We start from the raw sequence: 15,638 nt of genomic DNA on the forward strand, positions 1-15,638 counted from the left end.
CTAGCTGCAACAAAGGTCTGTTTCATGGCTCAGTATATCTACACGATGAATCGTGTATCGAAATTGGTTCCGCCTAAGCGCGAAATTCTCAAAGATATTTCGCTGTCGTTTTTTCCGGGCGCCAAAATCGGCGTGCTCGGTCTGAACGGCTCGGGTAAGTCTACCTTGCTGAAAATCATGGCCGGCGTGGACAAAGATTTTAGTGGTGAAGCACGCGCCGCGGCCGGTACAAAAATCGGCTACCTCGAGCAGGAACCGCACTTGGATCCCTCGAAAAATGTGCGCGGCAATGTGGAAGATGGCGTGCGTGAATGCCTCGACGCCATGGCGCGTCTCGATGAAGTCTTCGGCGAATACGCCATGGAAGATGCCGATTTCGACAAGCTCGCCGCCGAGCAGGAAAAGCTCGAATCCATCATTCAGGCTTGGGATGGTCACAACCTCGACAACCAGCTTGAGCAAGCCGCCGATGCGCTGCGCCTGCCGGCCTGGGATGCCGAGATCAGCACGCTGTCTGGTGGTGAGCGCCGCCGCGTCGCGCTCTGCCGTCTGCTGCTTTCCAAACCCGACATGCTGCTGCTCGACGAACCGACCAACCATCTCGATGCCGAATCGGTAGGCTGGCTGGAACAGTTCCTGAAGAACTTCCCCGGCACCATCGTGGCCATCACCCACGATCGCTACTTCTTGGAAAACGTCGCCGAGTGGATTCTCGAGCTAGACCGTGGCCGCGGCATCCCCTACCAGGGCAACTACACCGGCTGGCTGGAGCAGAAGAGCGCGCGCTTGGAGATGGAAGATCGCCAGGAAGAGGCTCACACCAAGGCGCTCAAGCGCGAACTGGAATGGGTGCGCAGCAACCCCAAGGCGCGTCAGGCCAAGTCCAAGTCGCGTATGCAGGCGTTTGAAGAGCTGTCCAGCAAAGAGTTCCAGAAGCGCGCCGAGACGCAGGAAATCTACATTCCGCCAGGCGAGCGTATGGGCGATCAGGTCATCGAAGTGAAGGGCATCGCCAAATCCTTCGGCGACCGCCTGCTCTATGAAAACCTGAGCTTCACCGTGCCCAAGGCTGCCATCGTCGGCATCGTCGGCCCCAACGGTGCCGGTAAAACCACCCTGTTCCGCATGATCACCGGCGAACAGAAGCCGGATGCCGGCGAAGTTATCGTCGGCCAGAGCATCAAGGTCGCCTACATCGGTCAGATTCGTGACTCGCTGGACGACAGCAAGACGGTCTGGGAAGAAGTCTCCGGCGGCCTCGACATCATGAAGGTCGGCGATTACGAGATCCCGTCACGCGCCTACATCGGCCGCTTCAACTTCAAGGGCCAGGACCAGCAGAAGCGCGTCGGTGAGCTCTCCGGCGGTGAACGCAACCGTCTCCAGCTCGCCAAGATTCTACAAGCGGGCGCGAACTGCCTGCTGCTCGACGAACCCTCCAACGACCTCGACGTAGAAACCCTGCGCGCGGTGGAAGAAGCGCTGCTGACCTTCCCCGGCGTGTCCATGGTGGTCTCCCACGATCGCTGGTTCTTGGACCGTATCGCGACGCACATCCTCGCCTTTGAAGGTGACGAAGTGGAATGGTACGACGGCAACTACACCGAGTACGAGGAGTACCGCCGTAAGAAGCTGGGCAACGAAGCACGGCCTAAGCGCGTTAAGTACAAAAAGATGAGCTAATCGCTAGCGCGCGGTTCAGGTCAACTGAATCGCGCGCGAACCGTTACACTGCCTCACACTTTCTGAGGCAAACATCATGACAACCCCTACTACGCGTCCTAACGTGCTGATCATTTGCGCCGCCATCGCAGTCATTCTTTTTTCTGCCGTCGGCGTGGCTAAAATGATGGATTGGCTGCCCACCAGCAACGCGGTAGATGCCATCGCCGAGAGCGAAACCTCTGCTACTCCCGAGGCCGCTGCCCAGCGTGAAGACAATGCAAAAACCACCGAAAAAGTAGCCGCCAGCGCACAGAAAGAGACTTGCGCTTCCTGTGGCGTCGTCACTGAAATCACCCCAATTACCCAAGCTGCAGCGCCCTCTGGCTTAGGCGCGGTCGCGGGTGCTGTTGTGGGCGGCGCTCTCGGCCATCAGGTCGGCGGCGGTTCTGGTCAAAAAGTTGCCACAGCAGCCGGTGTCGTGGGCGGTGCCTATGCGGGCAATGCCATTGAAAGCAAATCCCGCACTACCACGAGCTATCGCGTTCGTGTGCGTTTCGAAGATGGCCGTCGTGATAGCTTCAGCTACGCGCAGGCGCCCAATCTCAGTGTTGGCACCGCCGTTCGTGTTCGCAATGGCGAGCTGGTTGTGCGCTAAGCCACACCGCGCCGTTTCACGCATAAAAAAACCGCCGATGATCTGGCGGTTTTTTATGCACGATGATTACGTCAATAGAATGCTTAACGATCCGGCAGCGTGATGTTCAGCTCCAGCACCGAGCAGGTGCCTTGGCTATCCAGCTCAACTTGCACTTGATCCTCACGAATCGGCACATACTTGCGAATCACATCGAGAATGTCGCGATGTAACTGCGGCAGATAGTCAGGCTGACTACGCTGGCCACGCTCATGCGCAACAATAATCTGCAGTCGTTCTTTGGCCATGGAAGCCGTGGTTGGCTTCTTTTGGGCGCGGAAAAAATCCATGAAGCTCATCGCTTAGCCTCCAAACAGTCGCTGAAGAATGCCCTTCTTCTGGACATCCAAAAAGCGGTGCGGCACATCAGCACCGAGTAAACGCTCTACCGCATCACTATAAGCCTGACCCGCATCCGACTCGACATCGAAAATAACCGGCACGCCTTGGTTAGATGCCTTGAGTACGGCTTGTGATTCCGGAATCACGCCCAGTAACTTAATCGACAAAATTTCTTCGACGTCCGCCACCGACAACATTTCACCGCTTTCCACGCGAATCGGGTTGTAGCGAGTTAACAGCAGGAACTCTTTAATAGGGTCGCGATTTTCTTCAGCCCGCTTGGACTTGCTCGACAGCAGACCAAGCATGCGATCGGAGTCACGTACCGACGACACCTCGGGGTTGGTCACCACAATGGCTTCATCGGCGAAGTACATCGCCATGTGTGCGCCTTTCTCGATGCCCGCTGGCGAATCACAGATGACGAAATCAAACTGTGCGGCCAACTCGTCCATGACGCGTGCCACACCATCTTCCGACAGCGCATCTTTGTCGCGTGTCTGGCTGGCTGCCAAGACAAAGAGGTTGTCTAGGCGCTTGTCTTTAATCAGGGCTTGATTCAGCGATGCATCGCCCTGAATGACGTTAATGAAGTCATACACCACGCGGCGCTCACACCCCATGATGAGGTCGAGGTTACGCAGACCCACGTCAAAATCGACCACGACCGTACGGTGGCCGCGCATGGCTAAGCCCGTTCCGATGGCTGCGCTGGTGGTGGTTTTACCGACACCGCCCTTGCCCGATGTCACCACAATAATCTTTGCCAAAATGTCATCCTCTTTGCGATCAGTGTTCGCACTAACACGCTTATTTCATCATCAGCGAATACAAAATTCGCGCCAGTATTGTTTAAAGATCCAGCAGGTTCAACTGATCTTGATCGAGCAGCACTTGAATCGCCTTACCCCACTGCGGCGTCTTCCTCAGGTCTTCTGCGACGCGGTAACGCCCCGCCACGGAAACCAGTTCCGCTTCCAGTGATTGGCAAAAAATTCGCGCTTCGCTATTGCCTTGAACACCCGCCAGCGCACGGCCACGCAGCGGTGCATAGATATGGATATTGCCATCCGCTAATACTTCAGCGCCGGCACTCACCGGGGCCAACACGATTAAATCCCCTTCGGCATAAATCTGCTGACCGCCACGCACCGGTTGCGTCACGATGCGGGTAGCCGCTCGAGGGGCTGGCGCAACAGCGGCAACTGTCACCGCAGGCGCGGCGACTTCAACTTCAGCACCCTTACGCTTAAGGCCTTGCAATACCGGCACGTCGAGCACCGCTAAGCTGGCGTGCAAAGATTGTGGGGCGCGAATAGCAACCAGACTGACCGAATGGGCACGTAGCAGTGTCACTAAGGTGGGCCAATCCACAGGGGCATTCGCCACCTTTTCAACATTTAAAATTACAGGCGCTTCCTGCAGCCAAGCAGCCGCATCGTTAAGACGTGCCTTTAGTTGTGCGGCGACCTGCTCAAGGTCAGTACTGTGCAATTCAAGCACTGTGCCTGTGAAAGAGCCGCCCTTTAGCTGAAACGCAGGGCTGGCATCGTGCAAGGCAGAAGACGGGTTAACCATAACAGCGGTCATCTAGAATAATTGCGCGTATTGGAAACGAGGCGGCGCTGACACGCAAGCACCGTCTCGTTTTTTCACAGCAAACGCGGCATTAAGCGTGCGTTTTAAGCAGGCCGTTCACTTTATCAATGTAGGCTTGTTCGGCCGCAGCCTTACTCATGCCCTTTAACGCGGCCCATGCATCATATTTCGCGCGATTAATCATATCGAACATGCCAGGACGGCTGCCGGAAACATCACCGGCACTGGCTTGTTTGAAGTGGGCATACAAAGACAGCATGTCTTCGTTGGATGGGCGCTGTGTCAGGGTTTTCACATCGCGTTGAGCTTGTTCAAAAGCGCTCATGGCTGAGCTCCTCCTAATTGTTTTTATGCCGCTAGACAGTAACAGCGCCGAGCTAAAAACCCCAGCGTTCTGAACACTTTTGGTGACGAAACGTTCAAGGCACAATGTGCGCTTTATATGACCAGGAAATACATATGCGTGTGGGATTTATCGGCATTGGGCTAATGGGCTTACCGCTGTGCCATCGGCTGCTAAATGCTGGCATCTCGCTGCAGGTATGGAACCGGAGCGCAGGCAAAATCGATGCATTGATAGCTGCTGGTGCCATACCCGCCGACTCTCCCGCAGCCATGGCAGCCCATGTTGATGTGCTCTTACTCTGTGTTTCAGACTCAGCGGCTGTCGCCGATGTTATGCATGCTAAACACGGCATCTTAGCTGGGGCGCATGCCGGACTGATTGTGGTTGACCACTCCTCCATCACCGCCGAACTAACGCGACAATTAGCCGCTGAACTGCATAAGCAATGTAGCGCAACGTGGGTCGATGCGCCGGTATCCGGCGGCGTGGTGGGTGCGGAGCAAGGGCGTTTGGTCATCATGGCCGGCGGCGATGCCGACGCCATATCCCGTGTGACTCCCGTGCTTTCACACTACGCACAGCGCATTACCCGTATGGGCGATGTGGGCGCCGGCCAAGTCACGAAAATTTGCAATCAGTTGATTGTGGCGGCCAACAGCTTGCTCATTGCCGAAACGGTGGCTTTGGCAGAGCAGGCGGGAGTCGATGCCCGTCTGCTCGCCCCCGCCTTAGCCGGCGGCTTTGCCGACTCCCTACCTTTCCAAATTTTGGCGCCACGCATGGCGGAGCGGCGTTTTGAGCCCGTGCAATGGAAAGTACAAACTTTGCTCAAAGACTTGGGCAATGCGGTTTCACTTGGTCAAACCGTAGACAGCCCACTGCCTCTTGCCACGGCAGCGCATACACTTATGCAGCGGCATGCCGACCACGGTTTCACGCGTGACGACCTGAGCTCGACGGTGCTCTTACATGCCCGCCCATCTGCTGCAGAACAGGACTAATTTCTATGCTTCGCTATTGTGCCAACCTGTCGCTGCTCTTTACGGAATACCCACTGATTGAGCGCTTTGCGGCAGCCAAGGCCGCAGGCTTTGAGGCGGTTGAAGTTCAATTCCCCTATGAGCTCAGCCCGAAAGCCATCCGCACCGAATTGGATGCGCATGATCTGGAGCTGGTGCTGATCAATATACCGGCAGGCAACTTAATGCAGGGCGGCGATGGCATTGCCAGCGTACCGGGGCGCGAGCAGGAGTTCCGCCGCGCCGTGCTTCAGGCATTGCCTTATGCCGAAGAGCTGGGCGTGCGCTGCGTCAATGTGTTGGCAGGACGCCTGCCCGAAGAAGGCGATTTGCTGCACTGCCTGCATACCCTCACCGCAAATGCTCGCTATGCCGCCGAAGCCTTTCACAGCGTGGGCGTCACCACCACGCTGGAGGCCATTAACACAGACGATATGCCTCGCTTCCTCATCCATAACATCGCGCAGATGCAGGAGATTTTGGAGGCTGCCGATCACCCCACCCTGAAGATGCAATTTGATTGCTATCACTTAGCACGCATGGGCGAGGACTTAATCAGCAGCTTAGTCGAGAACTGGCCGCTAATTGGCCATATTCAATTCGCCGATAATCCGGGTCGCGGCGCGCCCGGCACCGGCACCATCGACTTCAAATCTGTATTCGCGGTGATTGACGAGCTGCCCTATGCGGGCTGGTGTGGGGCGGAGTATCGACCGGGACCCGCAGGCACGGAAGCCAGTTTGGGCTGGCTTCCCCGTTAAGACGCTGAGTTAAAGCGCATCGGCTAAAGCGCTTCGATGGCCTCGGCCAGACGCCCCACGCCGATCACTTGCATACCATCGATACCCTGCTTGGGCACGTTGCCGCGAGGCACGATGGCACGCTTAAAGCCATGCTTGGCGGCTTCACGCAGACGCTCTTGACCATTGGGCACGGGGCGGATTTCACCGCTCAAGCCGATCTCGCCAAAGACCACGAGGTCGCTATCCAACGGCTGACCGCGCAGGCTCGATGTGACGGCCAAGACCACAGCCAAATCAGAACCGGTCTCCAGCACTTTCACGCCACCCACCACGTTCACAAACACATCCTGTCCAACACTGGCGATGCCGCCATGACGATGCAAAACCGCCAGCAGCATGGCTAGACGATTCTGATCCAAACCCACAGCCACGCGGCGCGGGTTGCTGAATGCATCGTCCACCAAGGCCTGCACTTCCACCAGCAAGGGTCGCGTGCCTTCACGCGTGACCATAACCACCGAGCCAGGAATGGGCTGATCGTAGCGTGACAAGAAAATCGCTGACGGGTTCGACACCTCGCGCAATCCACGGTCGGTCATGGCGAACACGCCCAGCTCATTGACCGCGCCAAAACGATTCTTCGCGGCACGAATTAGGCGGAAGCGGGAGTCGGCTTCGCCCTCAAAATACAAGACGCAATCCACCATGTGCTCAAGCACGCGCGGGCCAGCCAGCGTGCCATCTTTAGTGACATGCCCCACGAGAAACAAGGCGCAACCGCTTTGTTTGGCATAACGGGTAAGCAGCGCTGCGGACTCCCGAATCTGCGACACACCACCCGGCGCTGAATTCAAGGCTTCGGTATACAGGGTCTGAATCGAATCAATCACCATGATTTTTGGCTGTTCGATTTGTGCCGTCGCCAGAATGCGCTCCACGCTGGTTTCCGCCATCAAGCGCAGATGCTCCACCGGCAATTCCAAGCGGCGTGCTCGCAGGGCCACCTGCGCCAACGATTCCTCGCCCGTCACATAAAGTGCCGTCTGTGTCGCCGCCAGATGCGTCAGCGTTTGCAGCAGAATGGTCGATTTACCAATGCCAGGATCGCCGCCAATGAGCACTACCGAGCCATCCACCAGCCCGCCACCCAACACGCGATCTAGCTCAGACAAGCCCGTTTGGGTGCGCCGCTCTTGAGCATCAATTTGCACATCGCGCAGCGCCGTGACCGTTGCAGCCTGACCCGCATAACCTCCGGGTCTAGCGCGCGCGCCCTTGCCCGTCACTGCAGGCTCTCGCTGCATCTCAGCCATCGTGTTCCAAGCGCCGCAGTCACCGCATTGGCCCGACCACTTGCTCGCCTCACTGCCACAGTCGGCACAGACATAGACACTGCGTAGCTTAGACATGAGACGGACTCGACAGGCTCGGTGGCACGCGACGCACGCGGGGCGTTAGTCGGCAAAATAGCTCATAGCTGATGGTGCCGGCGGCTTGCGCGACTTCATCAGCAGGCAAGCCCTCGCCCCATAGCACGACCTCGTCGCTGGGTTTTGCCGCCACTGCGCCAAGATCCACCGTAATCATATCCATAGACACTCGACCGACCAGCGCACAGCGGTGGCCATTCACCAACACCGGCGTGCCATTACGCGCATGGCGGGGATAGCCATCGCCATAGCCAATGGCGACCACGGCTATACGCGTGGCGGCGTCAGCCACCCAGGTTGCGCCATAACCCACCTCATCGCCCGCACTCAACTCATGCACAGCAATAATTCGCGAGTGCAGGGTCATGACAGCTTGTAAGCCAAAATGTTCAGCGCATTGATCGGCAAATGGGGAGCTGCCGTACAGGGCAATACCGGGACGCATCCACTCGGTTTGCGTTTGTGGCCACGCCAAAATAGCGGCCGAGTTGGCAACGCTGGTAATGACCGGCTCACGCTGCGCCAGCGCAATGGCATCGCGTACCGCGCAAAAACGACCCCACTGCAACTCGGTCTGCGGGCAGGTCAATTCATCGGCTCGGGCAAAGTGCGTCATGACATGAATCGAGTTCACCAGAGGCAGTCGGTGCAGCTGATGCCAGACCTTGAGCGCGTCAGCTGGACGAAAGCCAAGACGATTCATGCCAGTGTTGAGTTTGAGCCACACGGTTAGCGGCTCACCTGCTGGCGCAGCCTGCAAGAGCGCCACTTGCTCCGGGCTGTGCACGGCCAAGGACAGCTGTGCTGTGCGTGCTGCAGCCAATTCAGCGGCAGTGAACACACCTTCCAGCACGGCAATAGGCGTGTTGATGCCTTGTGCTCTTAGCGCCAAGGCTTCTTCGAGAAATGCCACACCAAATGCATCGACCTGCGTTGCTAATAGCGGCGCCACCTGCGCCACACCGTGCCCGTAGGCATCGGCTTTAACCATGGCCAGCAGCTTGGATTGCGGATGATGCGCACGCAACACCGCGAGATTTTGCGTCAGCGCATGAGGGTTCAGCGTCAGCCAGGTATCACGCATGCGTTGTCTCGCGCTCCAGTCGTTCGATGTTCGAATTACGCACGGTATTCGTATTAGTAGTCACTTTCCATGTTGCGATAGTGCTCGGGCGCCAGATCCTCGAATCGGGTGTACTTACCGTGGAAGGCCAAGCGCAACGCACCAATCGGGCCGTTACGCTGCTTACCAATAATGATTTCGGCCGTGCCCTTGTCTGGTGATTCGGGGTTATAGACCTCATCGCGATAGATAAACATGATCACGTCCGCGTCCTGTTCGATAGCGCCAGATTCACGCAAGTCCGACATCACCGGGCGCTTATTCGGTCGTTGCTCCAGCGAGCGGTTGAGCTGCGATAGCGCAATCACCGGGCATTCCATTTCTTTCGCCAGCGCCTTCAGCGAGCGCGAGATTTCCGAAATTTCGTTCACGCGGTTGCTTTCCAGGCCAGGCACCCGCATGAGCTGCAAGTAGTCGACCATGATCAGACCTAAGCCGCCCTGCTCACGTGCCACGCGGCGAGCACGCGTACGAACATCGTTAGGGCTTAACGACGCCGAATCATCAATCAATAACTTCTGCTCCGACAGCATGGTCATGGTTGAGGTGAGGCGCGGCCAATCTTCCTCTTCGAGCTTGCCCGAACGCACACGACCCTGATCAATACGCCCCAGCGACGACAACATACGCATGACCAACTGCTCGGCGGGCATTTCCATGGAGAACACCAGCACCGGCTTGCCCGAGCGCAACATGGCATTTTCAACGAGGTTCATGGCAAACGTGGTTTTACCCATGGACGGACGTGCCGCCACAATCACCAAGTCGCCACCCTGCAGGCCCGAGGTTCGGTCATCGAGATCGGCAAATCCGGTACTCAGGCCGGTAATGGATTCAGTGGACTGAAAGAGCTTATCAATTCGATCCAAAGCCTTTTGCAGCAGAGGTCGCAGAGCTTGTGGCCCGCCACCTTTTTGCTGCTGCTCGGCAATCGCAAAAATCTTGCGCTCAGCCTGATCGAGAATGTCTTGTGCGGTAGCGCCCTGCGGCTGAAACGCGGTGTCTGACACCTCATTGCTGATGCGAATGAGCTGACGCAGCACCGAGCGTTCACGCACGATGTCGCCATAGGCAGCAATATTCGTGGCCGATGAGGTGTTACGCACTAGCTCACCGAGGTAGGCCAAGCCACCGGCATTGTCCAATTCCCCGAGACGGGTCAGCGTTTCCGACACTGTTAGGGCATCACGCGGATCGCCCGCGTTTGCCAAGAGAGCGATGGCTTGAAATATCAGGCGATGATCACGCCGGTAGAAGTCTTCCTCTTTGACGCGATCTGAAACCCTGTCCCAGGCTTGGTCGTCCAGCATCAGGCCACCGAGCACGGCCTGTTCAGCCTCCAGCGAATGCGGTGGCAATTTCAGGTTCGCCAGCGTGTTTTCCGAGGCGACAGAGGTAGATTGCGACATAGATATTCTCTTCCAACAAGGCTGCAAGCTTAGCGCAAAAGCCCAAAACAAACAGGGCGCTTGAGTTGCCCCAAGCGCCCTGTTTTTTACTGATACGACATCAGCGGGTCAACATTGCTTACTCAGCAACGATAACCACCTTAACCGATGCCAACAGGTCGCTATGAACCTGAACAGCAATGTCGTACTCGCCGGTGTGACGCAGCGGGCCCGTCGGCAGACGAACTTCGCTCTTGTCCACAGCAACGCCAGCAGCGGTAGCCGCTTCAGCGATGTCACGGTTGCCGATCGAACCGAACAGCTTACCTTCGTCACCGGCCTTGGAGGCGATGGTCAGGCTCAGTTCAGCCAATGCAGCAGCGCGGGCTTCAGCAGCCGCCAGAACAGCAGCTTCCTGACGCTCCAGCTCAGCACGACGCACTTCGAAATCGGCCAAGTTGCGAGCCGTAGCTGGCAGTGCTTTGCCCTGTGGGATCAGGAAGTTGCGGCCGTAGCCTGGCTTCACGTCAACCTTGGTGCCGAGAGCGCCGAGGCCTTTGATTTTTTCTAACAGAATAACTTGCATCACGCACCCCAACCTTAAATGTGGTTATCGGTATACGGCATGATTGCCAGGTAGCGGGCCTGCTTAATAGCGAGGGTCAGCTGACGCTGGTAGCGTGCCTTGGTACCGGTAATACGGCTCGGGACGATCTTGCCGTTCTCGGTGATGAATTGCTTCAGGGTCTCAACATCTTTGTAGTCGATGTAGGTGACCTTTTCAGCCGTGAAACGGCAGAACTTACGACGACGATAGAAACGCGCCATGGTTTCCTCTCCTTAATCTTGTCTGTCTAACGTTTGCGCGTGCAAAACCACTTTTTCGGTGTCGCGATAACTAGCCAACGCCAGAAATCCCGTCACCACTACCCGATCACCCAGCTGCAAAGCTTGCAACTGCTGCACTAACTCACCGGCACAATGTACCGTGAGCACGAGGCGAGCCTCGCGTGCCGAGCCAGCTTCCCGTTGCCGGGACCGGTGCTGCAACAGAAAATCCTGATGCGCGACGCCGGCGGGACTGACCCGGGGCGGATACTGCTTTTCCAGTATCCCAGTGATCTGCAGCGTGTTTTGCTCCACGCTAACGATCTGAGTTATTCAGCGGAAGCCGAATACTCCTGACCTTCGTCGGCGCGAGCCGCCTTACGAGCGCGTTTTTCTTCAGCGCCCTTGGCCAGGATGGATTCTTCGGTAATGGCTTCGTCACGACGGATGATCAGGCTGCGGATCACGGCATCGTTATAACGGAACGCTTCTTCCAGTTCAGCACGAACGCTATCAGCGCATTCAATGTTGAGCAGGATGTAGTGAGCCTTGTGAACTTTGTTGATTGGGTAAGCCAACTGGCGGCGGCCCCAATCTTCGTAGCGGTGAACGGAACCGCCCGAATCTTTTACCATCCCGGTGTAACGCTCGACCATCGCGGGAACTTGCTCGCTTTGATCGGGGTGCACCAGGAACACGACTTCATAATGACGCATCGGATTGTGCTCCTTACGGATTGAACAGCCCCGCCGGACAGCGGCGGAGCAAGGAGTACGAGGCTTTGTTCTTCAGAATTAGGCGCTCGCGACCCCGGACAGTCGGTGAAGACCATGCGGAGGACGCGCGACTATACAGGAATTTGGTGGTTTTTCAAGCGGGTCAGCTGGTGGTGGGAGTTAAGCAGGGCTGCCGCACGCCGCTAGTACATCCATGTAGGCTCTCACGCGCGATCCATGGCGCGTGACGGCGGCCACCCTGCTTAACTCCCACCACCAACAGCATGCTCCCAACCCAACCACTCGTGGAAATTCGTGCCCACCAACGGAGCGCCGAAACCACCAACCTAGCACGAGCCTTGAGGTCGAGTACGGCGCGCACTGCAAGAGCGGTTGCTGCGGGATGAATACCACTGAGAAACCGTCACGCGCCATGGATGGCGCGTGAGAGCCTACAGGGATGTACTCGCGGCGGGTTTCACAGTGGTATTCATCCCGCAGCAATAGCGTCTTAACGGGAGCGCTGCCGAACAGCCTCGAAAAGAGCCACCCCAGTAGCCACGCTAACATTGAGGCTTTCGATCTGCCCCGCCATCGGTATATAAGCAAGATGATCGCAAAGCTCAGCCGTGAGACGCCGCAGACCAGTACCTTCCGCACCCATGACAATCGCCAGCGGGCCTTTCAGATTGACATCGTAGAACGGCTTGGCGCCGTCGCCGAGACTGGTGCCGACGACCCAGACACCACGCTCCTGCAATTGCTTGATAGTGCGCGCCAGGTTGGTGATCTGCATGAACGGGATCAGTTCGGCGGCGCCACAGGCGACTTTGCGCACGACCGGCGTCAGGCCGACAGCCTTATCGCGCGGACAAACAACAGCATGCACGCCGGCCGCTTCAGCCGTGCGCAGGCAGGCGCCGAGATTGTGCGGGTCAGTGACTGCATCGAGAATCAGCAGCAACGGCGGCACGCTCAGGCCATCGAGCAGCTCCTGCAGGTCATTGTCATCGCCCGCCTGACGCTCACGAATGCGCGCCACAATACCCTGATGGCGACCACCTTCAGCGAGTTGATCGAGCGCGTTGCGATCCCGGAAGCTGACCGGCAGGCCGAGTTGGCGCGCCTGCTTAACCAACGGATTCAGACGCGCATCTTCGCGCGTGTCCATTGCTTGCAGCTCAAGGACGCGTTCAGGCTCCGTGTTGAGCAACGCTTCCACGGTGTGCAGACCGTATATCCACGACATCTTCGACATTTAAACAGTTCCTTGGCAATCAGCGCTTGCGGGTACGGGGCTGCGTGCGCTTGCCGGCGGGCTTACCGCCCGAGGCATCGCTAGCAGGAGCTGCACCCGTGCGGGCGGCCTTACGGGCACGACCTTCACTCACACCGGGAATCTCACCTTCTTTTAAACGCTCGCGCAGCGAACGCTTGCCGGTGCCGCCGCCAGAGAGCAGCTCGAAGTCCATCTTGCGCTCGTCGAGATTGACCGCTGCAACTTTAATTCGTACCGGTTCGCCAATACCAAAGCGGCGCTGTGTGCGCTCGCCCTGCAGGCGATGGAAGGTGGCGTCATAGCTGTAGTAGTCGTCACGCAACTGGCTGATGTGCACCAAGCCTTCCACATAGACTTCTTTCAGCTCAACAAAGAAACCAAACGAGGTCACGGCGGAAATCACGCCGTCGAACTCTTCGCCGACGCGATCTTGCATGTACTCACACTTGAGCCAGGCCATCACATCGCGCGTGGCTTCATCAGCACGACGCTCCGTCATGGAGCAGTGTTCGCCGAGCGATACCATCTGAACCTGACCCGGCAGCGGCTCAACCTTTGCGCCCAGCGCACCCTTAATGGCACGACTCACGCGCTGCATCGGCGTGGTCTCGTGATCACCTGCCAGAATGTTGCGAATGGCACGGTGTAACAGCAAATCGGGGTAGCGACGAATCGGCGAGGTGAAGTGCGAATACGCCTCGTAAGCCAAGCCGAAGTGGCCAATGTTGTCTGGCGAGTACACCGCCTGTGACAAGGAGCGCAGCAACATCGTTTCAATGATGTGCTTGTCTGGGCGATCCTGAATCTGCTGGATCACGGCCAAGAAGTCAGCGGGCTTAGGCTGGGCTGTCGCCGTAAAACGGAGACCCAGCGCCTGCAGGAAGCCACGCAGCTTGTTCAGCTTTTCGTTCTTCGGACCTTCGTGGTTACGGAACAACGCAGGCATTTTAGCTTTCAGCACATAGGACGCCGAGGCCACGTTAGCCGCCAACATCATTTCTTCAATCAGCATGTGCGCTTGGTTACGCACCACAGGAATGATGCGTTCGATCTTGCGGTCTGCACCAAACAGAATGCGGGTTTCGCCACTGTCAAAGTCCAGGGCACCACGCGTTTCGCGCACGGTGCGGAACAGCTTAAAGAGATCGTATAGCGTGTGCAGCGAGGATTGCACCGACTCAGGCCAACGCTTACGCAATGCGTCCGCTTCACGGCTGCTGGGCGTCTCTAGGAACTGGCTGACCTGGGTGTACGTGGTGCGTGCCTGCGAATGCATCACCGCTGGGTAAAATTTGCTGCTGGTCATACGCCCAGCGGCTGAGATGGTCATGTCGCAGACCATGCACAAGCGATCCACATGCGGATTCAGCGAGCACAGGCCGTTCGACAGAATTTCCGGCAACATGGGCACGACAAAGCCGGGGAAGTACACGGAGTTACCGCGCGCCTTGGCTTCGTCATCCAGCGCCGTGCCGGGGCGCACATAGTGCGACACGTCGGCAATTGCTACGACCAGGCGGTAGCCGCCGCCTTTACGCTTTTCGGCATAGACGGCATCGTCGAAGTCTTTGGCATCTTCGCCATCAATCGTCATCAGCGGCAGGTCACGCAAATCAACACGGCCTGGCTCGATTTTGGCGTCTTCGTCCACTTCAGGTGAAAGCGTCGCGACTTCACTCTCAACGTCCGAAGGCCACGCGTGGGGGATATCGTAGTTACGCAGCGCGATGTCAATTTCCATGCCCGGCGCCATAAAGTCGCCCAACACTTCAACGATCCGGCCTGTCGCGAGGCCGCGATGGCTGGGGTAATCCACTAGTTCAATGCTGACAAACTGATCCGGTTCGGCAGGCACGCCGCCATCAACCACCAGAATTTCTTGAGTAATGCGCGGGTTATCCGGCATGACATAGGCCACGCCGTCTTCTTCGCGATAACGCCCCACTAAGTATTTATAACGACGCTCTTCAACGCGCATCACAATGGCTTCACGACGCCCCTTGTGGTCGTATCCCGCGACGCGCACGCAGGCAATATCGCCATCAAACAACAAGCGCATCTGACGCGAAGGCAGGATCAAATCCTGGCCGCCCTCGTCTGGCGTGAGAAAGCCGAAGCCATCTTTATGGCCCTGTACTCGCCCACGAATCAGCTCATCATCATGCAACGGCGTGTAGGCTCCGCGTCGATCAGAGCGCAGTTGGCCGTCGCGACTCATGGCGATCAAACGTCGGCGCAGCGCCTCTTCCCGCTCGGGCTCAAAAATGCCGTAGTGATGGGCAAGTTGCGGATGGGTCAGGGGCTTGGCCAGCTCATCGAGCGTGGCCAGGATCATCTCTCGGCTGGGCACCGGATTTTCGTACTTTTCTGCCTCACGCTGGGCGTGCGGATCTTGAATAGGGGGTATGCTGTTGCGACTCATGCGCCATCTCGTTAAATTTTCCTCATTCTACACGGAAGATGGTT

The 15,638-nt window shown here is 57.5% G+C and carries 17 protein-coding genes; 4 read left to right on the forward strand and 13 right to left on the reverse strand.

Features of this window, described 5'->3' with window-relative positions; genetic code table 11:
- Positions 1-24 precede the first annotated feature (24 nt).
- Both ettA and A8710_RS00640 read left to right on the forward strand, forming a co-directional pair.
- Entirely contained in the window at positions 25-1,683 is a 1,659-nt protein-coding gene (ettA, locus tag A8710_RS00635) for an energy-dependent translational throttle protein EttA (protein ID WP_068857515.1), read from the forward strand.
- Positions 1,684-1,759: 76 nt separating this feature from the next.
- Complete coding sequence (locus A8710_RS00640; RefSeq protein WP_068857516.1) at positions 1,760-2,320, forward strand: outer membrane lipoprotein; 561 nt, start codon at positions 1,760-1,762, stop codon at positions 2,318-2,320.
- Between the two features lie 83 nt (positions 2,321-2,403).
- On the opposite strand, the gene minE is transcribed toward A8710_RS00640, so the two are convergent.
- The 4 genes from minE to A8710_RS00660 form a co-directional block, all read right to left on the reverse strand.
- Entirely contained in the window at positions 2,404-2,658 is a 255-nt protein-coding gene (gene minE / locus A8710_RS00645; protein ID WP_068857517.1) for a cell division topological specificity factor MinE, read from the reverse strand.
- A 3-nt stretch (positions 2,659-2,661) separates the two neighbouring features.
- The gene (gene minD / locus A8710_RS00650; RefSeq protein WP_068857518.1) at positions 2,662-3,471 is read right to left on the reverse strand and encodes a septum site-determining protein MinD; all 810 of its coding nucleotides are present in this window, start codon (positions 3,469-3,471) and stop codon (positions 2,662-2,664) included.
- An 82-nt stretch (positions 3,472-3,553) separates the two neighbouring features.
- Positions 3,554-4,291, reverse strand: coding sequence for a septum site-determining protein MinC (gene minC / locus A8710_RS00655; RefSeq protein WP_227512973.1), 738 nt, complete (start codon positions 4,289-4,291; stop codon positions 3,554-3,556).
- Positions 4,292-4,370: 79 nt separating this feature from the next.
- Positions 4,371-4,625 carry an acyl-CoA-binding protein gene (locus A8710_RS00660; RefSeq protein WP_068857520.1) on the reverse strand — a complete coding sequence of 85 codons (255 nt, stop codon included), beginning with the start codon at positions 4,623-4,625 and terminating at the stop codon, positions 4,371-4,373.
- 134 nt (positions 4,626-4,759) lie between these two features.
- Between A8710_RS00660 and A8710_RS00665 the strand changes: the two genes are divergently transcribed.
- Positions 4,760-5,647 (forward strand): NAD(P)-dependent oxidoreductase, encoded by an 888-nt coding sequence (locus tag A8710_RS00665; RefSeq protein ID WP_068857521.1) that lies wholly within the window; start codon positions 4,760-4,762, stop codon positions 5,645-5,647.
- A gap of 5 nt (positions 5,648-5,652) precedes the next feature.
- Entirely contained in the window at positions 5,653-6,426 is a 774-nt protein-coding gene (locus A8710_RS00670; protein WP_068857522.1) for a hydroxypyruvate isomerase family protein, read from the forward strand.
- A gap of 23 nt (positions 6,427-6,449) precedes the next feature.
- Here the strand turns inward: A8710_RS00670 and radA are convergent, their stop codons facing one another.
- The 9 genes from radA to rnr all read right to left on the reverse strand — a co-directional run bounded on the left by radA (position 6,450) and on the right by rnr (position 15,594).
- A complete protein-coding gene (radA, locus tag A8710_RS00675; RefSeq protein WP_068857523.1) occupies positions 6,450-7,817 on the reverse strand; it encodes a DNA repair protein RadA in 1,368 nt (455 codons plus the stop codon).
- Entirely contained in the window at positions 7,810-8,922 is a 1,113-nt protein-coding gene (alr, locus tag A8710_RS00680) for an alanine racemase (protein ID WP_068857524.1), read from the reverse strand. The genes radA and alr overlap by 8 nt, the downstream gene beginning before the upstream one ends.
- Before the next feature lie 53 nt (positions 8,923-8,975).
- Entirely contained in the window at positions 8,976-10,370 is a 1,395-nt protein-coding gene (gene dnaB, locus A8710_RS00685; protein WP_068857525.1) for a replicative DNA helicase, read from the reverse strand.
- 118 nt (positions 10,371-10,488) lie between these two features.
- On the reverse strand, positions 10,489-10,935 hold the full coding sequence (gene rplI / locus A8710_RS00690) for a 50S ribosomal protein L9 (protein ID WP_068857526.1): 447 nt from the start codon (positions 10,933-10,935) through the stop codon (positions 10,489-10,491).
- A gap of 14 nt (positions 10,936-10,949) precedes the next feature.
- The gene (gene rpsR, locus A8710_RS00695) at positions 10,950-11,177 is read right to left on the reverse strand and encodes a 30S ribosomal protein S18 (protein WP_068857527.1); all 228 of its coding nucleotides are present in this window, start codon (positions 11,175-11,177) and stop codon (positions 10,950-10,952) included.
- A gap of 12 nt (positions 11,178-11,189) precedes the next feature.
- The gene (gene priB / locus A8710_RS00700; RefSeq protein ID WP_068857528.1) at positions 11,190-11,492 is read right to left on the reverse strand and encodes a primosomal replication protein N; all 303 of its coding nucleotides are present in this window, start codon (positions 11,490-11,492) and stop codon (positions 11,190-11,192) included.
- A 14-nt stretch (positions 11,493-11,506) separates the two neighbouring features.
- Entirely contained in the window at positions 11,507-11,893 is a 387-nt protein-coding gene (rpsF, locus tag A8710_RS00705) for a 30S ribosomal protein S6 (protein ID WP_068857529.1), read from the reverse strand.
- Between the two features lie 511 nt (positions 11,894-12,404).
- On the reverse strand, positions 12,405-13,151 hold the full coding sequence (gene rlmB / locus A8710_RS00710; protein ID WP_068857530.1) for a 23S rRNA (guanosine(2251)-2'-O)-methyltransferase RlmB: 747 nt from the start codon (positions 13,149-13,151) through the stop codon (positions 12,405-12,407).
- A 19-nt stretch (positions 13,152-13,170) separates the two neighbouring features.
- Positions 13,171-15,594 (reverse strand): ribonuclease R, encoded by a 2,424-nt coding sequence (rnr, locus tag A8710_RS00715; RefSeq protein ID WP_068857531.1) that lies wholly within the window; start codon positions 15,592-15,594, stop codon positions 13,171-13,173.
- Between the last annotated feature and the right edge of the window lie 44 nt (positions 15,595-15,638).

Source organism: Perlucidibaca aquatica (assembly GCF_001676655.1).
GTDB classification, from domain to species: domain Bacteria; phylum Pseudomonadota; class Gammaproteobacteria; order Pseudomonadales; family Moraxellaceae; genus Perlucidibaca; species Perlucidibaca aquatica.